Raw genomic sequence first — 24,716 nt, 5'->3', positions numbered from 1 at the left:
ACAGACTGCCATTGAAAGATTCCGGGCTTGTTCGGATTAAACTTGTAATTTGCCACCCAAAAATAATTTCCTTTTTTCGCATACGCGAAGCCTCCCCAAAAATATATAATAAAAAATCGCCCCACTGTCGTTATGACAGAAGGACGATGACTCGTGTTACCACCTTTAATTCGACTATTTTTCGCAAAACAGTCCTCAGCAGGTACGTCAATCTCACTGAATTGAGATACCTTTGTCCGTTTATCGGGGACCACCGTCAGCGCTTAATCATTCGGCACTGAATGCTCCAAGACCATTTTCAACCATGCGGGAATACCGGCTTGCACCTGACCCGGCTCTCTGAAAAACCCACGATTGATTTACTTATCTCATCACCGCATTTGAATAATTAGAATATAATTAGATTATAGTTCTAAGTTCACACTTGTCAACACAAAATTTAATGTTTCTAATTTTTGATTTGAATTCAGTCGTTCTTTCATCGCTGTCAAATCAACGTTTTGCGTCCAGTATCAGCTATTGAAATTAGTTTTGAGTTATCAGTTGCTCAAGCAAAAATTAAAATTAGATGAGTTGTTAAGCAAGCCGACAGTTAGTTTTCTATTTTTCAGCACTTGTTCGTCCTATTCCGGATTTCGTAGTTGCCAATTGCTGGAACGTAGCCGACGTGAAGCGCCTTACAATTAGATGTCGTAGAGCGTGTTTACACTACGCTGAACTTTTTCAAGCAAATCTAAGCTGGCTGATTCTGACCCCCAGAAATCTGCATGGCATTACTGTCTTTCAGTGATCGGTAACGCCGGGATCTCGTTGAATAGAATTGGAACGGTTTCAAGAGTCACCTCGGAGAATTCTAGGCCGAACCATTTTGCAGGCGTTGTCGCGTATTTTTTAATCATTAATTTCGTCTCGATCACTAATCGATCCAAGCAGGATAACCGACTACCATTTTCTAACTTCTCCTCGATGATAACGAAGCGGAAGTCACCGACATCGCGGCCAGAAGTGACTGAATATGTCTGCTTTTGCGCCGCTAAACGTCCCGTAGCCATTAAGTCGCGGACAATCGTCCGTAAATAGCGGTTAATATCTTGGCGGACACGAAAGCCCAGGTATAACTTAACAGTTACCAAATAGTCCGTTGCTAACGTGTCGACAGTATACTCCGCGGTATACGGTTCATCCGTGATTGTCACATTAACAAACCAGTAGACGTCGGCACGTTTCGGCCACTTGTCTAAAATCGAATATAATACCTTTCGCTCCACTTGGTCGCCATCCATTCGGCTTGTTAGGAAGACCACGTTCGTCTGGAACTTGTCCACCGTCTGATCGTTACGTAACTTAGCAAGCTGGTCCTGATATTGTCGTAAACTAAGCGGGTGGTTATGTTGTCTGACAATTTGTTCGCCACGATACCACACAGCCATCACTAGGAAAATTAGTAAAGCAAGTCCGACCGCTACGTAGCCGCCGTGCCAGAACTTGGCTGCGCTGGCAATCAGGAAAATTACTTCGATGGTCGCGAAGAAACCGGTCAGTAGTCCCGCACCGATTAATTGTAAGCGCTTTTGCCGTAAAAACGCGTAGATCAAAGTGGTCGTCATCAGCATTGTCAGTGTGATGGCTAACCCGTATGCAGCTTCCATTCTTTCACTAGTTTGAAAGAAAATCACCAGCATACTCGTCACGCCCCACAGCCCCCAGTTAACGACCGGTAAATACATTTGGCCCACTGCTTTACCGGGGTAAGTAGTCAGTAATCGGGGGAATAGTTTCAGTCGAATCGCTTCACTAACTAACGTAAACGACCCACTGATCAGCGACTGTGACGCGATAATGGCCGCGAGCGTCGCAAAAATAACTGCCGCCATCGTCAGGCTAGCAGGTAACATTGCAAAAAAGGGATTCACATGGCCCTGAATCGCTTGGCCGGGACCTAAAATCCATGCGGCCTGACCGAAATAGCTGAGTAGTAGGCAAGCTTTGACATACGGCCAGCTCAACCGAATATTCGTTTTGCCGACGTGCCCAAGGTCACTGTATAGGGCCTCAGCACCGGTCGTTGCCAGAAAGACGCTCCCTAGAATCAAGATTCCCACTTTGTTCGCCGGGCTGATCAAGAGTAACCACGCATAATAGGGATTCAGTGCACGCAGGATCGTCCAATCCTGCACCAGATTAACGAAGCCACTGACTCCCAAAAACGTGAACCAGCCCAACATGATGGGACCGAATAACTTACCAATCGTGTTCGTTCCAAAACGTTGTAGCATAAATAATAGGGTGATAATTCCAAGTGTAATCAGTATAATCGTATTTTGGCCGGCACCAAACAGTTGAACATATGCTGGTACATCGCGTAAGCCTTCGATGGCAGTCGTAACTGTCACTGCGGGGGTTAGCGCCCCATCCGCCAGTAACGCAGCCCCACCAATCATGGCAGGAATGACTAACCAGCGCGCACGATGACGCACCAATGCGAATAGTGAAAAGATACCGCCTTCACCATGATTATCCGCGTTTAACGCGATCAGAACGTACTTAACGGTCGTGAGCAGCGTCATTGTCCAAAAAACTAGCGAGACGGCCCCCAACATAAACTTCTCATCAACGGCCTGCATCCCACCTTGACCGGTAATGATGGCCTTCATCACGTATAACGGACTGGTTCCAATATCACCATATACAACGCCCATCGCGACTAACAATCCTGCCACCCGATGCTTATTGAACTGAGCCTGTTTACTCATTATGCCCCCATCCTTTCACCGATATTCACGAGTTACAGCCAATCGTCCCTCGCTATAATGGGTTCAACTAGCTTACCTAATCGTCATCAGAAAGACAATCATAATGCACAATAATGTTAGCTCATCACTAAATGCTCCAACAGGCCCTGTAACATTTACCGGTAGCCAATTTAGAAACTAAAAGCGGGTTTCAATCCAGTCATTAACTGAATTGAAACCCGCTGATTATCCATACTCGGTCATCGCACCGAAATAGTTCAATTATGTAAATAATTAATCCCCATCGATTGACTATGATTGAAACGTGCGTTGTGGCCGACGTCGTGTTCGATCAGCTAACCCAATACTAATCTGTAACGCATTATCAACTCGGCGCATCGTCTGATCATCCAAATGAGTGACGCGATCTTTAAGCCGTTGCTTATCAATCGTTCGTATCTGCTCCAACAACACAACCGAATTTTTTTCAATCCCCGTATGGGCAGCGTTGATGTTAACATGTGTTGGCATCTTCGCTTTTTGAACCTTAGCAGTGATTGCCGCGACAATCACTGTGGGACTGTAATGGTTACCGACATTATTTTGCACGATTAGTACTGGACGCATGCCTCCTTGTTCGGAGCCTACGACTGGTGATAAATCTGCATAAAAGATGTCACCACGCTTAATGTCAGCTGCGGCCATCGCCTCATCTCCCTTTATTCGATACCCAATGTATCTGATAGTACCCCAATATAACCATCTTGCTACTCATAATAGCATGAACCATTCACTTTTAGCAACCGTTTACCAATTTAATCCAAAGAACTAATCGCTAAGCACCGTTAAAACTAATACTTCAGGCCGATTAATTAAGAACGCCCAATGATGATTTCATCAATGTTTAAAAATAAACGAACTTATAATTAGATGCCGATAAATCAATCGAATCACTGAAATAAACTTAACAGCCCTCATCAATAAAATAGGAGACTCTAAAAAATGAGCGCCAGAATTTCTCCAGCACTCATTTTATTGGCTTAATCTCAATAACCAACCATGTAACCATAGCCTGTACGAGACAGCCGTCGCAAACCTATCGTCTGATAAAACTTAATCTATATAAACTCTCGGCACTCGTGGTGCTAACCCACAAGCAATCTCATAATGAATTGTCCCACAATAGTCAGCAATATCTTGCAACGAAATGGTACGAGCACCGTCCGTGCCAACCAAAGTTACCTTAGCTCCAACCGGTACTTCATGTGGCAGACGAACCATCAGCTGGTCCATGCAGACCCGCCCGACGATTTCGCAAAACTCACCATCAACAAGTACATGGAAGCCTTGTAATCGGCGTTCATAGCCGTCCGCATACCCAATCGGCACCGTGCCAATCCATTCATCCTGTGCGGCCGTATACGTGGCACCATAGCTGACCGATTTGCCCCGAGCCAAGCGTTTAACAAACGTCAAGCGTGCCGTTAGCGACAACGCGGGTTGCAAGGGGTATGGTGCGCTGAGTTCGCGACCAGAAGGATTTAGACCATAGAGTGCAACCCCAAAGCGCACCATGTTGCCATTGCAAGCTTGATGCCAGAGACTGGTGGCCGAATTGGACACGTGGACATAGCGTGGTAGCTCATCCACCACTGCAATCAAGTGTTTCCAATTATTTAATTGGTGGGTAAAATACGTATCATCTGCTTGGTCAGCCGTTGCAAAATGCGTAAAAATCCCTTCAAAGTCAAATGGTGACTGCGGTTGACGCAAAGTCGTAACCGCCGTTGCCAATTCTTCGGGCGTCTGAAACCCGATTCGTCCCATACCCGTATCTAATGCAAGATGAACGTGAAGTGGTGTCGTCACTTGATTAGCCGCTAAAATTGCTGCGGCCGTAGTCAGCCAATCTTGCGTTCCAACAGCTAGTGAAATATCCTTTTCAGCTACCAGTGGGGCGTATTCCGGTTCCGTAATTCCAAGTACTAGGATGGGTTCCGCAAAGCCAGCGGCCCGCAACGCTAAGGCCTCATCCAGGATTGCAACACAAAAGCCGGTCGCCCCGGCTTCTTTGGCGGCCTGAGCAACTTGGATAATTCCATGTCCATAACCATTCGCTTTAACGACTGCCCATAACTCGGTCAACTCATCCTTTTGCGCCATTTCATTACTAATATTTGTCTTAATTGCCTGCAAGTCGACTGTGACTTGTGTGTGGCGGTGCTCCCCAATTACAACCATCACAAATTGCCTCTTTCCAATATAACTTGTGTCATTACTAACGTATCCGTGTGTGAAATTGAAATCCACGCTGGACCATCAAACGGGTGGCGCGTAACTTCCGGTTTACCCTGGGCGTTGTCTAAAATTTCGATATCTTGAAATCCAACTGCCGCACCAATTCCCGTGCCATATGCCTTACTATATGCTTCCTTAGCTGAAAAACGCCCTGCCATAAACTCGATCTGGCGTTTAACCGGGTAACGTGAAAACACCGCCAACTCAGCCGGTGTTAAGATCTTTTCAGGCAATCTCAGTCCCTTCGCTAGAATCGCTTCAATCCGACTAAGCTCAGTTAAATCAATGCCGGTACCATAAATCACGCTGTGACCCCCTCTATCTCATTATTATCACGTCAACTTAGGCTGATGTTTCCAATTTACCACAGCTACCGCCGCGATAAAAGGGCCCATACACGCAATCTTTTCATGTCAGCATGAATTATTGTTAAAACGTTCCAAACGCGTCAAGTCAAAGTCGGCCAGCTTAGACCGCTGGAAAAAAGTCGAGTGAGTGTAAACATGTTTTGTTAGCGCGTCCTAACACCGACCTCCAGGCATTTCGGCCAATTGCTGGAACGCGGTGGACACAGATTTAAGCCGAAGACCACGTCTTAAATACTGGTCTTCCACTAACCAAGCCAAGGACGCTTGCTAAGTGGAATTTCACCGCTGAGCATTGGCCGAAACGCCTTCCAGTCGGGACAGTGTTCGAGTGGCGGACATGTGTGTACCCAACTTTTAGTAAATTCATCATTGTTTTTCATAAACCATAATTTTGTCAATCAACTGTCAGACAGAAAATGACATTGTGATAACTCACTATTCCCGAATCACTATAATAATCGAACGTCTCAACAAGGTGGTTAATGTAACCCTAACGTTTCGTTTAAGGTTCCGGTGTCAAAATAGTCAGCGACCAATTGTACCAAGTTAAGTGGCCGTTCATCTGCCATTCGAGCGGGTTCCCGAAACGTGTTCGGTACCCCTAAAGCCTGTGCTTGCTACGCCAACGGACTAATGCCAAAACCGCATTAATCCGTTGGCTAGGCAATGCTCGGCTTCAACCCGTGGCCTCTCACAGGCTTGAGACTGGAGGGGCTGGGTGACAATGCTCAGTAGCCAAGTTATTCTTAGGCGGAAGTGGGTTGCTTCCGGCTTAGAATAAGACTCGTATTTGAGATGACGCGGGTTGGGCGTTAGCTCAAATCGACGTCGGCTGCGTTCCAGCAATTGGCGCCCAGCCCCGGAGGTCGGAATAAGACGTGCAAGTGCTGACGAACAACAAACCAATTAAATTGGAACGTTTTAACAATAATTCATACGAACATCTGCCGACTACTTGTATTCTAACATTGTAGGGCATAAAAAAAGCCGAGCGTGCGCTCGGCTTTTTTGCAAAGTTAATTTAATTCAACTTAATTTGTACGTTGACTTTAATCATTGGTGCGGATCGTATAGCTCCGCTTGCTGCTTTGCTTGCGACCTTCATCATGGTTGCGGTTGCTGCTCCGGTTATCATCGCGACTGCGACCTTTATAACCATTGCTCTTCCGATCACCACGGCCACCGTTACGATCACGGTCGCGATTGCGACCATTGTGAGAATAACCGCCACGACCATTGCCATGACTGTTATTGCGGTTGCGATTACCGCCACGATATCCGCCACGCCGGTTGTTACCGCCGCCACCTTTGTGACGAGGTAATGGGCGTTCTGGCGTAATCTTAACGGGTACGGCTGAGGCGTCGTCCTTGGTTAAGTCATTTAACAAGGCAGCAACTAGATCAGTAGCATCGTATTTTTGTAATAATTCAGCAGCTTGATCAGCATACTTTTCAGTCGAAGTCTTAGCAACTAACGAATCAACATTCGCTTCTGCAGCAGCTAATTGGCCAGCAAAAGCTTCAGATTCAGTTGGTGGCTTCAATGGTAACATCCGCTTCTTGGTCAACTTTTCGATGACCCGCAAATATTCCATTTCGTTTGGTGTTACAAAAGTTAATGAAACACCCTTGTGTCCGGCACGGCCAGTACGGCCAATACGGTGAACATAACTGTCCGGATCCTGTGGAATATCGTAATTGTAAACGTGGGTCACACCAGAAACATCAAGTCCCCGAGCAGCCACATCGGTTGCAACCAAAATATCCAATTTACCAGCCTTGAATTGACGCATGATTTGCGTCCGACGTTGTTGGCTCAAATCACCATGAATCCCAGCGGCATTATAACCACGTGCTTCGAGACCCTTTGATAATTCGTCAACTCGACGTTTCGTTCGACCAAACACGATTGTGAGTTCAGGTGCCTGAACATCAAACAACCGGGTCATAATATCGAACTTTTCAAATTCTTTGGCTTTAACGTAATATTGATCGACCGTATCAGCAGTCATTTCTTTTGATTTGATCTTAACGTGATGCGGTTCCTTCATGAACTGCACACCAATGCGTTTGATTTCAGGTGGCATCGTTGCGGAGAACAACATAGTTTGGCGTTCATCCGGCACTTGTTTGATAATTGATTCGATATCTTCCAAGAAACCCATGTTTAACATTTCGTCAGCTTCATCAAGAACTAACATCTTGACGTGGTCTAACTTGACCGTGCCCCGGCGAATGTGGTCAAGCAACCGGCCGGGAGTTCCGACGATTACTTGTGGGTTTTGCTTCAGATTTCTGATTTGGCGCCGAATATCAGCGCCACCGTAAACGACTTGGACTTTCGCCCGTTCGTCTTTACCTAAGCGGAAGATTTCTTCCTGAGTTTGGATTGCTAATTCACGCGTTGGTGAAACAACTAATGCTTGAATGTTATGGTTGTCAAAATCCAAGCGTTGTAAGATTGGTAATGCAAACGCGGCGGTCTTCCCAGTACCGGTTTGTGCTTGACCAATCACATCTTTGCCTTCTAGAACCATTGGAATGGTTTCGGCTTGAATCGGGGTCGCTTCTTCGTATCCGGCCCGATTAACTGCTTTAAGTAGGCTATCGGATAAGCCTAGTTCTGTAAACTTCAAATATGTTTCCTCCTAAGGATGACACCATGGGATTACTGCCAGCTAGGAAAAAATCCGTTTCCCGTAAGACGCTGTCATGTAAGCCAACGGTCTGACTTTCATATGGTACAACTGAATTATCATACACCGGTTATTCTAAATAAGCAAGCAAAGCCCCTAGCAATACCGGAAGGGAAACAACATTATCAGTCTAATGTTAGCGTCACCATTACCCAGTCATTGCGAGGGGCCTGCTTAATCGAATCACTTAAATTTTATTTTTCAGGAGCAGCTTCCAGCGCCGTCAGAACCTTTTCAAGGTGAATCCCGTGACTCCCCTTCAATAAGACCTGATCATCCGTACTAACCGTCGCCGTTAAGTCGGCAATCAATTGGGGTTGTTGATCCGTTTGATAATAGTGGACCGCACCGGCTGGGTACTTTTCTTGTAGCACTTCTGCCAACGCTCGCATATGTTCACCATTCAAATAGACGCTGGCAATCGTGGCTGGATCCAATTCACTGGCTAAACTCATGTGTAGTGCATCCGACTGGTCACCCAACTCAAGCATATCACCGAGTACAGCGATTCGCTGACCCTTAGTAGGTACCGCCGCAAAAGCGGCTAGGACCCGTCGAGCTGCCGTTGGATTAGAGTTATAAACATCACTTAAGATGGCTTCTCCACGGTAACCAGTTAACCATTCCGTCCGGTTCTCCGTCGGCACAAAACTGGCGATTGCTTGTTGCGCAGCGGCTGGTCGAATGTGAAAAGTATCAGCTACCAAGAGTGCCGCCAATGCATTATTGACATTGTACGCACCCATCATCGGAATTGTGTACGTGTTGTCCGGCCACAGACTCGTCTTAAATTGCGTTTGAGCCCGACTAGTCGTGATATCACTGCCTGCTAAGGTGTTCGTATCATCCAACCCAAACGTCCGTTGATGCTGACTGACTTCCTTAGCACGTTCTTGTAGCAGTGGTTCATCACCATTAAAAATGAACGTGCCATCTTCTTTTAAGCCGTGGACAATTTCCATTTTGGCATCAGCAATTCGATCCCGTGTACCAAAGAACTCAATGTGGGCTTCCCCAATCATGGTAATCACCGCAACGTCTGGTTGAACGAGACGGCTCAAGAAATCCAACTCGCCAAAATGGTCCATCCCCATTTCAACGACGACCACTTCTGTATTCGGTTCCATACTGAGTAACGTCACTGGCACACCAATCTGATTGTTAAAGTTGGCGTGCGTCTTTGTCACGTTAAACTGAGTGCTCAAAACACTCGCAATCATATCCTTCGTCGTTGTTTTACCATTACTACCCGTAACAGCCACGACTTTCGGATTAATTTTTTGTAAATAGTATTGCCCCAGCTGCTGTAGTGCCGTCAATGTATCAGCAACCATAATGACAGGTAAGTCTTCTGGAACGTCGTCGGCATGGTCGCTGGCCCATAAGGTAGCAACGGCCCCGTGCTCGATTGCACTTTGAATATATTGATGACCATCATTAGCGCCCATCAGCGGAATAAATAGATCCCCTGCTTGGAGCTTTCGGCTATCAAACGCCACACCCGTTACATTAACATCGGGCCACGCCTGTTCGGCATTGACCGCTTGAACGGCCTTAGCAATTTCGGCAACTTGCATCTTCATATCGATTAAACTCTCCATTCATGGCGACCACTTGTCGGTCAGCCAAGTTCTGACTAAGGTTCCACTTTCTCGAATCGTAGCCCAATTCAAGCTACGCGCATAAAAATTATACCACTTTGACCCCAGGGACTCTATGGCTAGACCAATTTAGCCCCTAAATCCCGCCCCAAACGACTTAAAAACGCCCGCTGAATGATCAGCCAAGCGTTAAGATGATAATACTATAAATGTTCTTCGAACGCAGCCTGGTCCTGCACTTGCAAGTCCCACACGCCTGAATTCAAGTTAAAAGTAAGGGTCGCGACATGGTGGGTTCGCCGATTCTCTCCACCACGAGCGGGATCAAAAACTTCGATTTCATTGCCTGTCGTCTCCGTGTGCACCGGCACCAATAATTGGCGTTGCCGAACCATTGACTGATCAAAGTAAATGAACAAACCATCTGGCATCAATTGAACGAGTTGCTTGAGAATCGCCTCAGGTACTCGTGGAACGCTCAGTGAACGCATAAACATACGCCGGCCACGGTAAGCTGCCAAAGTGTGCCGCACAATGGCAGCACTTAAAATATGGCTAAATGCGGAAATATAATAGAAGTACACTTTGATACCACCATTGCGTTGTTCCAAGAAAACGTAGTGGTTGCGCAGTTTGTAATTAAACGGTGATCGAATTGGACGATCCATATGTCCGAGATACAATAGCTCGGCAATCTCAGTCGCGGTTAGAAAATCCAAATCGCCAACTTCATCATAATCAAGCCACTTAACGGGTAACGCGTGACTCTGTAACAAATATCGCCGAATTTCATTTTCATCATTAATGACGTTCAGACCCGTGTGAGCATTTACCGCATGCTCGTTATCATCAACACCGACTAACGAGACCAAGTTAGCTGGCAAGCGCTTGATACCATGCACAAAGTCGCTCTGGTCGATCCCGTAAGCAAAGACAAGGTTATCCAGTTTTTCCAAATTGGCGTAAATATATTTGCGTTGCAACCGTCTCACTCTTTCAACTTTCTATTTGTTTTCATTATAATCCGTTATTAACCTAAACGCATTTTTTTATTACATGTTTTTTAAACGAGTGATGCGATCAGCCATCGGTGGGTGGGTATCGAATAAGTGCGTCCATGATTTCTTCGCCTTAAACGGATCAGAAATATAGAGGGCCGCGCTACTAGGATCCGCCGCTTGCATGGGTTGGCTGTCATCGATTTTTTCAAGTGCACTGATTAAGCCCAACGGATTACGATTCAGTTCCACACTGCCAGCATCCGCTAAGTATTCGCGATTACGGGATAGCGCCATCTGCACTAAACTAGCTGCTAGCGGCGCTAAAATAATGACAACAATCGCTAGGATCATTAGTAAGACCTGGGCACCGTTGCCGTCACGATCATTATCCCGACTGCGCCGGCCACCGCCCCACCAAAAGGCGTTCATACCCCAATTGACTAACAAACTGATGGCCGCTGTCAGAGCCAAGGCAATGGTCTGTAACCGAATATCATAGTTACGCACATGACTCATCTCGTGACCAATGACGCCTTCCATCTCTTCACGCGTTAATCGTGCCTGAATACCAGTTGTCACTGCAACTGCCGCATGCTCAGGGTCATTTCCTGTCGCAAACGCATTGGGGCTCTCATCATCAATAATAAAGACACGTGGCATCGGTACTTTAGCAACCAACGCCATGTCTTCCACAATGTGCCAGAGCTCTGGATCATCGTCAGCTTGATGCAGCTCACGTCCATGATTCATGCTCATGACAATGTCAGTTGACTGACTAATCATTAATACCATATAAAATACCGCTGCAATCAAGGCTACTAGTAACCCTGCAATCGCACTATTAAAAAACACGTAGCCAACTGCTAAACCAATCACTGCAAGTAATATGACAAAAGCGGCCATCACGTATAACGTGTGCCGCTTGTTGCGGGCAATTTGCTCAAATAACATGGGCATAACCTCTAATCTTCAAATGAAACCGTGGGTGCTGCTTTTTCTGCTTCAGGAACAGTTAAGAATTCAACGTTCTTGAAGTGATGAATGCCAGCAATAATATTTGACGGGAATTGTTGTAACTTCATGTTATAGCTGGCAGCGCTAGAGTTGAACAGTTGCCGTGAATAAGCAATCTTGTTTTCTGTATTGGTCAACTCTTCCATCAGCTTACCGAATTCTTGATTAGCCTTCAAATCAGGGTAGCTTTCAGCTAACGCAAAAATGCTCTTCAACGAATTTGTCAATTGATCAGAAACTGCCATAGCCTGTTGGTGATCACCGCTCGGCACTTGCGTTAATTGATTCCGTAATGAAATCACTTCCGCTAAGGTACTCTTTTCATGTTTCGCGTAACCTTTGACCGTATTGACCAGATTAGGAATCAAATCAGTCCGCCGTTTTAGCTGAACATCGATTTGGCTCCACGCTTCCTGCGTATACATCCGTGACTTAACTAAACCGTTATAAATTACCACGTAAATTGCGATCAAAACCAATACGACCGCAACGATAATTAAAGCTATCATCAATAGACCCCCTCTAAATTATGTCTTATCTGAGACATGTGACCTTAAGTTATATTGTACCGTGAAATTCCGTTAGAAGATATCGATACCCCTAGAATGTAATAATTGTTAATATTTGTTATTAAAATGACTTGTAAAGGCCTTCTGAACCTGAGTTGGCGCCGACTTAAACGACCATTGCTGTTCGTACTTACCGCGAATCATTAAGCGACCCGCCCCGGTCTTATCACAGGTAATTAGGGTAATCAGCTTCTGACCAGGAACATCATCAATTACTTGGACATCAGTTGCTTTAATGAATGTTCGCTGACTCGTCTTATACGCATAAATCTTTTTGGCATCACTCACATAAATCATTTGGCCAACCTTGCTCTTATAGTACAACGGACTGAATAGTGCGCCATGCTTGATCATATGGTGACCAGCCAACGCGTAGTTACCCTGCCCCATCTTCTGATTAGCTTTCATCGTGCCAGCCGCCAATGCTAACGTTTCATTGCTGACACCATTACCGATTGGCAGGTACAAATCAACGGACGGAATCGCAATCGAGCCAATCACGTTGATTGCATTCTTATTCATGCGGGCCTTGGCAACGGTCTGAAAGTCAAGTGACTTGACCTTTGAGAAGTTAAAATCGCTCTTCTTCTTCGTATTCTGCTTAACCGTCTTAGCCGTAACGGTCGGCGAGTATGAACTCACTAACCAGCTCTTGATCTGTTCATTGAAAATTAATGCCAATGATACTAGCACCAGCAGGACAAAAACGCCCCGACCTAACCACTTTAACCCGGGATGTTGCTTGGACTTCATTAATCCCGCCTCCTAATTTGTTTACGCCCTTTATCAAAGGTTCTACGGTAAATATACCTTAATTAGTTCGCATAATAAAGCCCCGAATTCGTTTAGTTCGTTAGAATTATCTCTAGCTTATCATAATCATTATATTTGCGTCCGTAATCAGATTTTTGTTATGCTAATTGTATCAAAAACAGAAAGCAGGTTGGACCTATGGAAACGATGGTAAAAAACGATCTCAATCAACTAATGCAACAACGTGAGGATGGCCCATACATTGCAATTTACCTCAACACGGCCGTTGTGCTCAACGACCTCAATCGCCGCCGCTTACAATTCAAACAATTAGTTAATGAAGCTGAAACCCAGATGGCCCACCACTTTCCGAAAACCGAATTTGCGCCATACGCGACGCAACTAGAGCAATTAATTAATGACAACGCCTTCTGGTTACAGCACACTGGCCCTCAGACGGGCATCATCACTAACAGTCGTGACCTACACATTTTCGACTTACAATATCCCACTGACAACCATGTCAGCGTCAATAGCATGCCAGCTATTCGCCCAGTACTAGCCGACCGCCAGCATCAATTCGACTTCGACTTGCTAGCACTCAATGAAGATAGCATGGCGCTCTACGCCCAACGTGATGGCAGTTTCGTCGAACTTGATTTGCCAGCTGAGGCCCCCCGCACCCTGACAGAAGCATTGGGCACTGAAAAACGTGGCGGTGACCTGAATTTCAACGCCAGCCCCGTTCACGGTGCCAACTATCATGGTCATAATGCGAAGGCCGAAGAACGCGATATTGACCAACGAAATTATTACCAACAAGTGGCGCAGTACGTTCAGGCCCATTCACAAAAGACGCGACGGCCATTGATCTTAATGGGACTACCACATAACCAGGCAGTCTTCCGTGCCGTCAACAAGAACCCGTACTTGTCACAACACCTCATGATCAATAAGTCACCGAAAAACTTAACGGTGGGCGCAATGCAAACAGCCACAGAACCCGTTCAGACGATGTGGCATACCCAATTAGCCGACATTTTACTAGAACGTTATGATCAGGCTAAGTCCCGCCAGTTAGCATTGGCCGATCCTTTTGACATGATCAAGCCAGCACTAAGTGGGCGGATCGACACCTTGATTGTCGCCGCAGACGCGAATGTTGCCGGCTCCTTACCAGCGGCCGATGTTCAATTAAATGATCCAATTGCTGCTCCTGATAATTTAATTGACGACCTGGTCGATGTCGTGATTGCCATGAACGGGCAAATCCGAATCATCCCCGCAGACCGGATGCCCGTAGAAACCGCTGCTCTCGCGATTATGCGCTACTAATCATATCGTAAGTGAGACAAAGCCGCACCAGTTCATTACTCGAACTGGTGCGGCTTTGTTTGTGAGCGTCGATGATTTGCACATACAAAAAAGACGCCCCCGCCGAAGCCGGAACGCCGTTTAATTGTCTGCTTATTTGAGACCGTATTTCTTGTTGAAACGATCGACCGCACCATCGGCCTTGGTAAACTTTTGCTTACCAGTGTAGAATGGATGTGAATCTGACGTAATTTCAACACGGATCAATGGGTAAGTATTACCATCTTCCCATTCAACAGTTTCTGCTGAAGTTGCTGTTGAACCAGAGATGAACTTAAAACCAGTAGTTGAGTCTTGGAACACAACTAAATGGTAATCTGGATGAATTCCTTTTTGCATTGTATTTCGCTCCTTTGCCCTGAATCATTTGCTGAAACAGAGATTATCATAGTTTTAACCAACGATAAACATGTTATCACGAATCACAGCTTCCCGTCAACCTACAAAGTAGCCTGCCAGTATTAACGACGCGACCGCCGGGTTGATTGACCAGTGAACTTTAAGCTAGCTAAATCACGAACAAACTCAGTGTTGGTCTTCGTGTGTTTTAAAAATTGTAAAAGCTGTTCGGTGTACTCTAACGCGTTGCCAGTCATTGATCGACGAATCTGCCAGACTGGCTCCAAATTCTTACGACTAACCAACAATTCCTCTTTACGCGTACTGGATTGCTTCAAGTCTAGCGCCGGGAAGACCCGCCGCTCAGCTAACTCGCGGGATAGCTGCAATTCTGAGTTGCCAGTTCCTTTGAATTCTTCATAAATCATGTCGTCCATCCGGCTACCCGTATCGACTAACGCGGTGCCTAAAATCGTTAGGCTACCACCTTCCTCGATATTGCGCGCGGAACCGAAGAATCGCTTGGGCTTGTAAAACGCCGTGGGATCGACCCCACCAGACAACGTCCGCCCGCTAGACGGGATAACCAAATTATATGCCCGCGTAAGCCGGGTAATCGAATCCAATAAGATAATCACATCCTGTTTGTCTTCAACTAAGCGCCGCGCACGTTCAAGCACCAATTCCGCAACACGCACGTGATTTTGTGGTTGTTGATCAAAAGTAGAACTCACCACTTCTCCCTTGATTGACCGCTCTAAATCAGTCACTTCTTCGGGCCGTTCATCAATCAGTAACATAATCAGCTTAGCGTCTGGATAATTGGCGACGATGCCATTTGCAATATTCTTTAACAGCGTCGTCTTACCGGCTTTAGGAGGTGCAACAATTAAGCCCCGTTGACCGAAGCCAATCGGGACAAAAGTATCAATCAAACGGGTCGCTAAAACGGCGGCCGTTGTCGATAACTTAATTTGTTTTTGTGGATAAAGTGGTGTTAACGCTGGAAAATGGGGCCGTTGCTTGGCCTCATTAGGATCCTTACCATTAACCGTCCCTACCCGCATTAAACCGTAATACCGTTCGTTAGGTCGCGGTGGCCGGGCTTGACCAGCCACATAGTCTCCGTTACGAAGACCAAAGCGATGAATCTGCGACTGAGAAATATAAATATCTTCCTGCGAAGGCCCATAATTAATTGGCCGCAAAAAGCCATAGCCCTCTTGGCTAATAATTTCCAAGACGCCTTCCATTTGTACAAAGCCCCGCTTTTTATCCTGCTCACGGAGAACGGCTAATGAGAGTTCCTTTTTATTCATTTGCGAATAATAAGAAATTTTATACTCACGAGCATAGTTATAAATTTCTTTTAACGTTTTCTGCTCGAGATCGTGCATTGTTAAAATTTTTTCCATAACCACTGTTCTTTCTTAGCTGTACATCGTTAGTTTTCGGGAACTTCTTCGTCGGCTGCAATTTCCACATCCGCACCAAGTGTATGCAATTTATCGATGACCCGATCATAGCCACGTAGAATATTGTCAGCGCGACTAATTTCCGTAACGCCACTAGCCGCGAGACCAGCAATCATTAGTGCCGCCCCAGACCGAATCTCGCCGGCCTCGACATGCGCACCTTGTAAGTGGGAAGAATGGCCCACGACAATCAAGTTATCTTGAACGCGAATGTCCGCCCCCATCTTACGTAACTGTTCAACGTGTTGCGTGCGTTGCGGATAAATCGTATCAATCACCACGCTACTACCGTTAGCGCGCAATAATAATGGGGTGATTGGTTGTTGCAAATCAGTGGCAAAGCCTGGGTAAGTCATTGTTTTAACCCGAATTGGGTCCAAATCATTGGACCGTGGGACGTAAATACTATCTTCATTAATCTGTAAATCGACACCCATTTCGACTAGTTTTGCCGTGAATGACTCCATATGTTCAGGGATCACATTCTTTAGCAAAATACCGTCCCCAATCGAAGCAGCCAGGGATAGATACGTTCCCGTCTCAATCCGATCAGGAATAATCGTATGGGTTGCCCGCGAATGCAGTGCCGGAACGCCTTCGATTCGAATTACGTCGGTACCAGCACCCCGAATTTTAGCGCCCATATTATTCAAAAAAGTCGCTAAATCAATGATTTCAGGCTCTTTAGCCGCATTTTCAATCGTGGTCGTACCATGAGCTTTGACGGCAGCCAAAATAATGTTGATCGTCGCCCCAACGGAAACCACGTCTAAAAAGATGCGCGCTCCGTGAAGGCCCTCTGTGCCCGTTGAGATAAAGACAGAGTCATTCTCTTCAACGACGTTAGCGCCGAGCGCCTTAAAACCCTTGATATGCTGATCAATTGGTCGTGGACCAATATTATCACCACCAGGGAAAGTCACCGTTGCACGGTTAAAACGACCGAGTAAGGCCCCCATAAAGTAGTAAGAAGCTCGCAAGCTTTTAATGGCATGACTTGGTAATTCAGATTCTTCAATATTTGTTGGATCAATTGTTAGAACATCGTTTTCAAAAGTGGAATGGACGTTCATCGACTCTAAGATGAGCCGTAAGTTGTGAACGTCTAAGATGTGCGGAACCGTATCGAATTGGACCGGAGTGTCTGCAAGAATCGCAGCAGGAATCAGTGCGACGGTACTATTTTTTGCGCCACCGATCGTTAATTCCCCAGAAAGTCGTTTTCCGCCATGGATTATCATTTTTTTCATAACATAACTTTCCTCGCTAAATAAGTGTCACACTGTATCATACAATCATTAACCATAATAAAGAATGTCCGTCAAAAATACAACCAATATCAGGAAACTGTAATCTTTTTACGCAATAAAATCATTAACTCGACTAATTCAAACGCTTTCATGAACGATTTTGTAAGATAATTAAGCTAAATCTGCGTAATTTAAGGTGCCACCAAGACGTGCGATGCTGTACAATTCATTCTGACATCAACAGTTAACATTGTCACGTAATTAACGCCACGATTGGCCACCGATTTTACTACTGTCATACTATGTACTCCATACGATGATTGGGAGCGACGTGATACCGAATAATAATTCAACTAAGCGACCTATTTTAATCCTACTCAAGTCCTAAATGATTATTAACACACCGCCCGCTAGAAAAATAGAAGAGTGCTAATGCGCGTGATAAATTTCACTGGCATTAGCACTCTCTGGACTGAATTGAACCTGATGGACTATCAGCATTCATGACTAATCACTTCCTTATTTAATTTAGTAACATTCCGTTACCCGTTAATCGCAAGTAGCTGTTCCATATGTTGGGGGTTCATATTAAGTTCACGCAACTGCAATAACGTCTGCTTTAAGTTTTCATACTCAGCTTCTGTGTATAGACGGCTCTCAAAACCAATTTGATAAGCTTCGGCAATAGTAACCAAATCGCGTCGTAACCGACGTCGAATTTCGTTTGGTGTCAACATTGGCATCACCTCCATTTATTATTCACCATAATACCATATAATATAATGATCAACGCTCTATGATACGATTTGATAATCTTTGATAATTGATAATAATAGCAATTAACCCCTGCTAAATCAGCCTTTTAGCTTGATGTCAGCTAATGAGAATTGCATGAGATTTATCATGATGATAATCAGTTGATAACTAAATTCATAAAATCATTAATACCCCCGTTTTGATAAGACATAGAAAATCCCCGCTATCATCCTCAATAATATCATTCTAAACAAATTATCATAAAAAGCGGCTGCGTTCCAACCCGAATCCCATAAAAACACACGCTACCCTGGCACTAACATCCACAATAATTGCGACCGGCCACCACTGAGCAACGGGATATTTGATTGCTCAGTTTAAAACTTAAAATGCGGCAGCCCTTACACAAACTTGTTGTGTTGGCTGCCGCATTTTTACGGTGGTGACCATGATTCTTACCTGTCCGGGAACTCAGAGTAGCTTCCTCACAGTTTCGCCACTATGGCTGAACTAAATTTTGACAGGGTTTCATGACGTTAATCGCTTACAATTACATCGTTTAATCCTGCTGGAGATCCTCATCTTTGACGGTCTGCAAATAACGATAAACACTCGGATCAGAGACTTTGAGCACTTTGGCGGCTTCACTAACTGAATCCTTCAATAGGAAGTAACCTTGGTGGTATAAGCTACGAACGATTTCTAATTTTTCATTTTGCTTTAAATATTCAACAGAGACGCCATACTTAGCACAGACAGCCTGGGTCACTTCCCGAGCTAAATCAGTGATAGAAGTGGTTAGATGTTCCGGCGCGACCGGCGTGTCATGGGCCTTCTCGTTAGCTGGTGTTCCTTTGAGTTGATGAATCGTTGGTGAGTTCAAATGTTTGTAACTCGCCATTACCTTCAACACTTGTTCCTGCAGATCGTCTAGGGCACTATCATCCGTATTAATACAAATCATCCCGACGATTTCACCATCTAATCGCAAAAAATATGTTGATGATCGTAGTGAGTGCTTTCCTTGCGAAACACCCTTGTAGTTGGCTAGATAATCACGCTTTTCAGCTTTACCGGCCTTCATCGTTCGCAACGCTAAGTCAGTTGCAGGATCGCCAACTTGTCGATGTGATATGTGGGAATTACGAATTGCCACAACGGAGTGGTTTAAATCCAACAAGTCGTTCAGGACAACTTCACTACTGGGGCCTAAGATATCTGCTAAAAAATCAACAAACGGAATAAACTCGCGCACGTATTCTTGCTCAGCTGTTAATGGTTTTTGCATAACGGCACTCACCTCACTATTTTTTTACAACGTTATGACTTAATATTATTTTATCACACTGATAAAATGTTAATACATGTAACGATATAAACATCTAATTAAAAAAGATGATACCGCCTTTAGTCAGCTCATCATCTTTCTGCGACATTTTTATGCATGAACTTGTGAATTAGTCGATCGTCCAAAAATCTTTTCCTTCATCCGAATACCGGTTGGCGTCGCCGCTAAGCCACCCAGTCCAGTTTCCCGAAGTGCCTTTGGCAAGCCCTTACCGACTTTATCCATCGCTGCAATGACTTCATCCGCTGGAATCTTGTTCGTGCAGCCAGCCAAAGCCATGTCAGCCGCAATCAACGCATTACCGACCCCAATCGCATTCCGTTTAACACACGGTAGTTCAACTAACCCAGCAACGGGATCACACACTAATCCCATCAAGTTACTGATTGCCATCGCCAAAGCCTCAGCACTTTGTTCAGGCGTCCCACCAGCAACTTCAACCGCGGCCGCAGCGCCCATCGCAGAAGCGCTACCAACTTCAGCTTGGCAACCGCCAGTCGCACCAGCAATCCCAGCATTATTAGCTATGACCATCCCAAAAGCGCCAGCGGTAAATAGAAATTGGATCATCTGGTCACGGTTGAGGTTCATTCGGTCCTTCAGCGTGAAAATCACACCAGGTAGTGTCCCCGTCGATCCAGCCGTTGGTGTCGCACAAACGACTCCCATCGAAGCATTAACTTCATTGGTTGAGATTGCGTTCTGAACAGCTTGCATCATCGTATCGCCGGATAAAGTGTGCCCTTTTTGACGATACTTTTTCAAGAGAACAGCTTCACCACCAGTTAAACCAGTTGTTGAATAGACCCCGTCGCCTGCAGCCCCTTTATTAACAGCTGCTTCCATGACGTCTAGATTCCGGCCCATCGTGTGCCAGATTTCTTCACGACTCGTTTGCGATGTTTCCATCTCTTGTTCAATCATTAATTCGTAGATCGGCTTCTTGGTCTCCTTGGCCGCTGTTACCAGTTCTGCTACGCTCATGTACATCATAACTGACCTCCCTGATTATAAGTAAACTAAATTTGCGTGTCCCTGCGCTAATTTTTTGATTTCATCCTGTTTGAGGCGGCGATCCAAATCATATTCATATAAATTGCCCCGAGCCGTCTTGTACTGCTGCTGGTCGTTTACTTTAGTCAGATCAGCCAACTGTTTGGTTACGTGCTGATGGTCATTCTCACCACCTTGAACTAACAAGATAGGAAGTGGCCCTTTGGGTTTAACATCAAAACCATCCATCTTGATTTCACGAATTTCGATGGTTCCACCCCCGATTGAACATCCAGCGACCGTCACTTGCTTATCATCATTTTTTAAGTCAATGATGGCAGTGTTCGGGTGGTTGATTGGGCTATCACCAGGCTCTTCGATAAAGGTAATATTTATCCCCTGATCTCGGGCCAAACCAATGGCATATGGAACCCGGCTATCATCAGGATCAAAACCAAGAATGCCACTGATAATCGCATAGTCCGTTCCGTGGCCCTTGTGGGTTTGCGCAAATGATTCATAGTAATGAATGACAATATCTGTCGGTTTCTCCTGAAAAATGCTATTCGCTGCTCGACCAATCGCACACGCCCCCGCAGTATGGGAACTGGAAGGTCCAATCATAATCGGGCCAATAATATCAAAAACACTCTTGTAATTCACCGTCATTTTAGTCATCCTCCTATTTGAATCATCACGTTAAATTAAGCTTTGGTACGGGCAACTAGCGCTTCTTTGCGCATTCATCGTCAGTACATCGTTTCGAAACTTTATGAATCTTGAAGTTACGGCACAAGCAAGCACCACAGTTGTACTGATCAGAAAACATAAAGCCGTTGCATCAAAGCTTTCATTTCTGAATTAATTCCGCCGTTGTGATTAATCCAGCCTCCAGTATGGTCATTCGATTCGCGACCCTCACGAACCCCAACACCGTCATGCGAATCTCGTCAATAACACTAGCAACGAGATTTATGACAAAAATTGGCTTCAATAATATTAACCAATGTGAATTCATCTCGTATTTTAGTCAGATTACTAAATAAACAATTTGATGATATTGAACAGGATACCACTAACTGCGATTAATCCAATTACCACAACAAAGACATTGCTGTGTTTGCCGGCATATTGCTGTAACTTAGGACTTTTATGAATGGCATACATTGGCATCAAGAACAAGATAAACGCAATGATTGGTCCAATGATGGTTTCAATCATTCCCATAATGGAAGGATTGACCCAGGCAACTATCCAGGCACTTAGTAGCAGAACAAGATCAACAATTGTTGAAACAGTTCGACTTGAAAGCGTCTTGTTAGATTTTTCTTCCATCTTACGAATAATCCCACGTAAGCCTTCACTCGTTCCTAGATAATGTCCTAAAAAGGATTTGGCGATTGCAATAAAAGCAATTACGGGAGAAACATATTTAATAATTGGATTATTGAAAGCAGTCGCAACGTAATCAAGGATTGAAACATTTTCATTTTTAGCTTCAAGGATTTGGTCTGGAGTCAACGCCAATGTACAACTAATAACAAAGAACATTGCGACAATGACCATCAACGTTTCGGCCGACAATAGAATTGTCGAAATCTTTTTATCGACTTTGTCCTTACCTTCCCCACTATATTCTTTACGTTCGGCAACGGAAAATGAAGAGATGATCGGAGAATGGTTAAACGAAAAGATCATAACAGGAATAAGTAACCACAAGTTTCCTAAAGTGCCAACCAAATGTCCCCCAGATACAGAACTGGAAAATGTTGAGAGGATTGCGCCGTTCCAATGCGGAATAAGATAAAAGGAAAACAGAACGATTACAATAATAAATGGAAAGGCCAGGCCACTCATAACTTTGGTAATCAAAGAGGTACCAAAGCGAGCAATTCCAATGAGAATCCCAACAAGTACTAGCGACAACAGCCAACGAGGTGGTGTTTGCATGTGCATTTGGTCGGTAATAAATTTCGATACAGTATTCGTAATAGAAACAGAATAAACTAATAAGATTGGATAAATGGAGAAGAAATAAATAATGGTAAAAAGCAATCCAATCTTAAAGCCAAAATGTTGTTCAACAACATCAGTAATGTCATCACCATCATTTTTAGCCGACAAGACAAACCTACTCAGGCCCCTGTGAGCAAAAAATGTGGTTGGCAAAGCCAAAATAAGTATCATGATGATACCAAGAATACCTGCCGTGCCAACTCCAATCGGTAAGAATAGCACGCCGGCCCCAATCGCCGTTCCGAACAAACTCAGCATCCAAAAAGTATCATTTTTTCTCCAACCCTTAAATATATTTGTCATTTTTAAATCTCCTTTTTATAACGTTGTTCTGGTCACACCAGAGAATGTGCTAACATAACCTGCATGAATAACCCTCCCATTAGATTTAACGTCTCGACTCGTTGTAAAACGCCACTTTGTGATAAACATCACTTTAGTGCCGTGAAAACCTTTTCTTCATGATAAAATATTATCACGGTGACAATTACCGTTCATGTGATTTCGATTATAAAAATTAAGTATTTTTAACACCAAATTAAAAAGGACTGAGATTATCATAACAGTCCTAGCCTGTATCCATCTCAATCCTAGTGATATTAAGTTTAACATTCAAATGAATTATTTGAATAATAATTTATTCTCATAATAATTTTATTTTATCTCTGTCATACCATGCATGTAAGGTTGGAGCACCTTAGGAATCTTAACCGTGCCATCGGCTTGTTGATAATTTTCCAAAATCGCAGCTACCGTCCGGCCAACAGCAAGTCCAGAACCATTCAACGTGTGGACGTAATCGACCGTCCCATCAGCTTTCCGGTAACGAATCATCGCCCGCCGTGCTTGGAAGTCCAAGCAGTTAGAGCATGAACTGATTTCCCGATAAACGCCTTGTTCTGGCATCCATACTTCCACATCATAGGTCTTGGCTGATGAGAAACCAGTATCCCCCGTTGAAAGCTTAATAACATGGTATGCAAGCCCTAATTCGCGCAACACTTCTTCGGCATTATCCGTTAATTTTTCGAGCTCATCGTATGAATTCTCAGGTTTACAGTACTTGACCATCTCGACTTTGTGAAATTGGTGCATACGAATCAAGCCCCGGGTATCACGCCCCGCACTCCCAGCTTCGGAGCGATAACAAGGCGTCATCGCCGTGAAGTACGTTGGCAATTGATCTTCAGATAAGATTTCATTCGCATAGTAATTGGTCAGCGGTACTTCAGCCGTCGGGATCAACGTCATTCCTGAAGATTCAACCGTGTAGACGTCTTCTTTGAACTTCGGAAATTGCCCAGTTCCATACATTGTCTGAGCGTTCACCAAGTATGGCGGAATAATTTCATGGTACCCTTGCTTTTGTGTGTGCAGATCTAGCATAAAGCTGTAAACCGCCCGTTCTAAGAGTGCACCCGCATCCTTATAATAAACAAAGCGCGCGCCCGCGACTTTTGCTGCCCGGTCAAAATCCAAGATTCCTAAGCTTTCGCCCAATTCCCAGTGCGCCTTAGGTTTAAAATCAAACGTTGGAATATCGCCGTGCTTACGCATCTCAACATTGCTATCTTCGTCAGGACCGACTGGTACATCATCGGCAGGTAAATTCGGGAAGCGAATCGCTAAGTAATGAAGCCGATCGTTTACTTCCGTTTGGGCCGCTTCCGTACTCTTAATATCACCATTCAGCTGTTTGACTTGTTGAATGAGGGCTTGGCCCGCTTCCGATTGCGGATCACTTTGCCCAATTTGTTCCGTCAACTGGTTTTTCTGTTTCTTCAATCCTTCAACCTTGGTAATTGCATCCCGGTTTTGTTGGTCTAACTGTAAGTATTCATCAACCTCAGCCGGATCAACCTTCCGAGTCTGGAGCTTAGTCTTAACAAGTTCTGGGTTATTACGAACAAACTTTGGATTTAACATACGAAAAACCTCCTTAAAATTAAAACGTCCCATAGTCTTCACCTGAAAGACTATGGGACGTTTTTTATCAACGTGGTACCACCCAATTTACTGCTCTACGAGTATATCGTCTCACCGCGACCTCTTAAAAATGAAGTCAAACGCTAAATGGCGGATTCATCAGTCCAATCAACCAACTTTCAGCAACCGTTGGCTTTCTAAATAACC

The 24,716-nt window shown here is 44.7% G+C and carries 20 protein-coding genes and 1 other annotated feature; of the genes, 1 reads left to right on the top strand and 19 read right to left on the bottom strand.

Annotated elements, in window-relative coordinates; translation table 11 throughout:
- Positions 1–136 precede the first annotated feature (136 nt).
- Positions 137–384 (bottom strand) — a binding site (T-box leader).
- Between the two features lie 389 nt (positions 385–773).
- From MMY95_RS04760 to MMY95_RS04715, 10 genes are all read right to left on the bottom strand, one after another.
- On the bottom strand, positions 774–2,753 hold the full coding sequence (locus MMY95_RS04760; protein WP_241277524.1) for a KUP/HAK/KT family potassium transporter: 1,980 nt from the start codon (positions 2,751–2,753) through the stop codon (positions 774–776).
- A gap of 291 nt (positions 2,754–3,044) precedes the next feature.
- Positions 3,045–3,437 carry a type II toxin-antitoxin system PemK/MazF family toxin gene (locus MMY95_RS04755; protein ID WP_003637688.1) on the bottom strand — a complete coding sequence of 131 codons (393 nt, stop codon included), beginning with the start codon at positions 3,435–3,437 and terminating at the stop codon, positions 3,045–3,047.
- 408 nt (positions 3,438–3,845) lie between these two features.
- Positions 3,846–4,973: an alanine racemase gene (alr, locus tag MMY95_RS04750; RefSeq protein ID WP_003642062.1), complete on the bottom strand. Its 1,128-nt coding sequence runs from the start codon at positions 4,971–4,973 to the stop codon at positions 3,846–3,848.
- Complete coding sequence (gene acpS, locus MMY95_RS04745; protein WP_003642061.1) at positions 4,973–5,335, bottom strand: holo-ACP synthase; 363 nt, start codon at positions 5,333–5,335, stop codon at positions 4,973–4,975. Before acpS ends, alr begins: the two co-directional genes overlap by 1 nt.
- Before the next feature lie 1,112 nt (positions 5,336–6,447).
- Positions 6,448–8,034, bottom strand: a complete 1,587-nt coding sequence (locus MMY95_RS04740; protein ID WP_003642058.1) for a DEAD/DEAH box helicase — start codon at positions 8,032–8,034, stop codon at positions 6,448–6,450.
- Between the two features lie 254 nt (positions 8,035–8,288).
- Positions 8,289–9,677, bottom strand: a complete 1,389-nt coding sequence (murF, locus tag MMY95_RS04735) for a UDP-N-acetylmuramoyl-tripeptide--D-alanyl-D-alanine ligase (protein ID WP_046038346.1) — start codon at positions 9,675–9,677, stop codon at positions 8,289–8,291.
- A gap of 221 nt (positions 9,678–9,898) precedes the next feature.
- Positions 9,899–10,687, bottom strand: a complete 789-nt coding sequence (locus tag MMY95_RS04730; protein ID WP_003642056.1) for a hypothetical protein — start codon at positions 10,685–10,687, stop codon at positions 9,899–9,901.
- 60 nt (positions 10,688–10,747) lie between these two features.
- Positions 10,748–11,647, bottom strand: a complete 900-nt coding sequence (htpX, locus tag MMY95_RS04725) for a zinc metalloprotease HtpX (protein WP_202861255.1) — start codon at positions 11,645–11,647, stop codon at positions 10,748–10,750.
- Positions 11,648–11,658: 11 nt separating this feature from the next.
- Positions 11,659–12,219 carry a LemA family protein gene (locus tag MMY95_RS04720; RefSeq protein ID WP_003642054.1) on the bottom strand — a complete coding sequence of 187 codons (561 nt, stop codon included), beginning with the start codon at positions 12,217–12,219 and terminating at the stop codon, positions 11,659–11,661.
- A 108-nt stretch (positions 12,220–12,327) separates the two neighbouring features.
- Positions 12,328–13,032 carry a class A sortase gene (locus tag MMY95_RS04715; protein ID WP_003642053.1) on the bottom strand — a complete coding sequence of 235 codons (705 nt, stop codon included), beginning with the start codon at positions 13,030–13,032 and terminating at the stop codon, positions 12,328–12,330.
- A gap of 198 nt (positions 13,033–13,230) precedes the next feature.
- Between MMY95_RS04715 and MMY95_RS04710 the strand changes: the two genes are divergently transcribed.
- On the top strand, positions 13,231–14,367 hold the full coding sequence (locus MMY95_RS04710; RefSeq protein WP_003646515.1) for a hypothetical protein: 1,137 nt from the start codon (positions 13,231–13,233) through the stop codon (positions 14,365–14,367).
- Positions 14,368–14,499: 132 nt separating this feature from the next.
- Here MMY95_RS04710 and MMY95_RS04705 read toward each other — a convergent pair whose 3' ends face one another.
- From MMY95_RS04705 to serS, 9 genes are all read right to left on the bottom strand, one after another.
- On the bottom strand, positions 14,500–14,745 hold the full coding sequence (locus tag MMY95_RS04705; RefSeq protein WP_003637671.1) for a type B 50S ribosomal protein L31: 246 nt from the start codon (positions 14,743–14,745) through the stop codon (positions 14,500–14,502).
- Between the two features lie 122 nt (positions 14,746–14,867).
- Positions 14,868–16,160: a transcription termination factor Rho gene (gene rho, locus MMY95_RS04700; protein ID WP_003642051.1), complete on the bottom strand. Its 1,293-nt coding sequence runs from the start codon at positions 16,158–16,160 to the stop codon at positions 14,868–14,870.
- A gap of 29 nt (positions 16,161–16,189) precedes the next feature.
- Positions 16,190–17,470: a UDP-N-acetylglucosamine 1-carboxyvinyltransferase gene (locus MMY95_RS04695; protein WP_003642050.1), complete on the bottom strand. Its 1,281-nt coding sequence runs from the start codon at positions 17,468–17,470 to the stop codon at positions 16,190–16,192.
- Positions 17,471–18,012: 542 nt separating this feature from the next.
- Positions 18,013–18,207 carry a hypothetical protein gene (locus MMY95_RS04690; RefSeq protein ID WP_011101039.1) on the bottom strand — a complete coding sequence of 65 codons (195 nt, stop codon included), beginning with the start codon at positions 18,205–18,207 and terminating at the stop codon, positions 18,013–18,015.
- Positions 18,208–18,785: 578 nt separating this feature from the next.
- Positions 18,786–19,514, bottom strand: a complete 729-nt coding sequence (locus tag MMY95_RS04685) for a PAS domain-containing protein (RefSeq protein ID WP_011101038.1) — start codon at positions 19,512–19,514, stop codon at positions 18,786–18,788.
- A gap of 150 nt (positions 19,515–19,664) precedes the next feature.
- Positions 19,665–20,564, bottom strand: a complete 900-nt coding sequence (sdaAA, locus tag MMY95_RS04680) for an L-serine ammonia-lyase, iron-sulfur-dependent, subunit alpha (protein WP_003646513.1) — start codon at positions 20,562–20,564, stop codon at positions 19,665–19,667.
- A gap of 18 nt (positions 20,565–20,582) precedes the next feature.
- On the bottom strand, positions 20,583–21,236 hold the full coding sequence (sdaAB, locus tag MMY95_RS04675; protein WP_003646512.1) for an L-serine ammonia-lyase, iron-sulfur-dependent subunit beta: 654 nt from the start codon (positions 21,234–21,236) through the stop codon (positions 20,583–20,585).
- Positions 21,237–21,605: 369 nt separating this feature from the next.
- On the bottom strand, positions 21,606–22,886 hold the full coding sequence (locus tag MMY95_RS04670; RefSeq protein ID WP_003642044.1) for a serine transporter: 1,281 nt from the start codon (positions 22,884–22,886) through the stop codon (positions 21,606–21,608).
- 351 nt (positions 22,887–23,237) lie between these two features.
- A complete protein-coding gene (serS, locus tag MMY95_RS04665) occupies positions 23,238–24,509 on the bottom strand; it encodes a serine--tRNA ligase (protein ID WP_003646511.1) in 1,272 nt (423 codons plus the stop codon).
- Positions 24,510–24,716 lie beyond the last annotated feature (207 nt).

The organism is Lactiplantibacillus sp. ME-2 (genome assembly GCF_022549155.1).
Lineage (GTDB): Bacteria > Bacillota > Bacilli > Lactobacillales > Lactobacillaceae > Lactiplantibacillus > Lactiplantibacillus plantarum.
Note: the sequence above shows the minus strand (reverse complement) of the source record. Positions and strands in the feature narration are given on the sequence as shown.

Excerpts from the sequence above, each read along its gene's own strand:
- MMY95_RS04760 (WP_241277524.1), bottom strand. The coding sequence starts at position 2,753 with ATGAGTAAACAGGCTCAGTTCAATAAGCATCGGGTGGCAGGATTGTTA.
- MMY95_RS04755 (WP_003637688.1), bottom strand. The coding sequence starts at position 3,437 with ATGGCCGCAGCTGACATTAAGCGTGGTGACATCTTTTATGCAGATTTA.
- alr (WP_003642062.1), bottom strand. The coding sequence starts at position 4,973 with ATGGTTGTAATTGGGGAGCACCGCCACACACAAGTCACAGTCGACTTG.
- murF (WP_046038346.1), bottom strand. The coding sequence starts at position 9,677 with ATGAAGATGCAAGTTGCCGAAATTGCTAAGGCCGTTCAAGCGGTCAAT.
- htpX (WP_202861255.1), bottom strand. The coding sequence starts at position 11,647 with ATGTTATTTGAGCAAATTGCCCGCAACAAGCGGCACACGTTATACGTG.
- MMY95_RS04720 (WP_003642054.1), bottom strand. The coding sequence starts at position 12,219 with ATGATAGCTTTAATTATCGTTGCGGTCGTATTGGTTTTGATCGCAATT.
- MMY95_RS04715 (WP_003642053.1), bottom strand. The coding sequence starts at position 13,032 with ATGAAGTCCAAGCAACATCCCGGGTTAAAGTGGTTAGGTCGGGGCGTT.
- MMY95_RS04710 (WP_003646515.1), top strand. The coding sequence starts at position 13,231 with ATGGAAACGATGGTAAAAAACGATCTCAATCAACTAATGCAACAACGT.
- MMY95_RS04705 (WP_003637671.1), bottom strand. The coding sequence starts at position 14,745 with ATGCAAAAAGGAATTCATCCAGATTACCATTTAGTTGTGTTCCAAGAC.
- rho (WP_003642051.1), bottom strand. The coding sequence starts at position 16,160 with ATGGAAAAAATTTTAACAATGCACGATCTCGAGCAGAAAACGTTAAAA.
- MMY95_RS04695 (WP_003642050.1), bottom strand. The coding sequence starts at position 17,470 with ATGAAAAAAATGATAATCCATGGCGGAAAACGACTTTCTGGGGAATTA.
- MMY95_RS04690 (WP_011101039.1), bottom strand. The coding sequence starts at position 18,207 with ATGTTGACACCAAACGAAATTCGACGTCGGTTACGACGCGATTTGGTT.
- MMY95_RS04685 (WP_011101038.1), bottom strand. The coding sequence starts at position 19,514 with ATGCAAAAACCATTAACAGCTGAGCAAGAATACGTGCGCGAGTTTATT.
- sdaAA (WP_003646513.1), bottom strand. The coding sequence starts at position 20,564 with ATGTACATGAGCGTAGCAGAACTGGTAACAGCGGCCAAGGAGACCAAG.
- sdaAB (WP_003646512.1), bottom strand. The coding sequence starts at position 21,236 with ATGACGGTGAATTACAAGAGTGTTTTTGATATTATTGGCCCGATTATG.
- MMY95_RS04670 (WP_003642044.1), bottom strand. The coding sequence starts at position 22,886 with ATGACAAATATATTTAAGGGTTGGAGAAAAAATGATACTTTTTGGATG.
- serS (WP_003646511.1), bottom strand. The coding sequence starts at position 24,509 with ATGTTAAATCCAAAGTTTGTTCGTAATAACCCAGAACTTGTTAAGACT.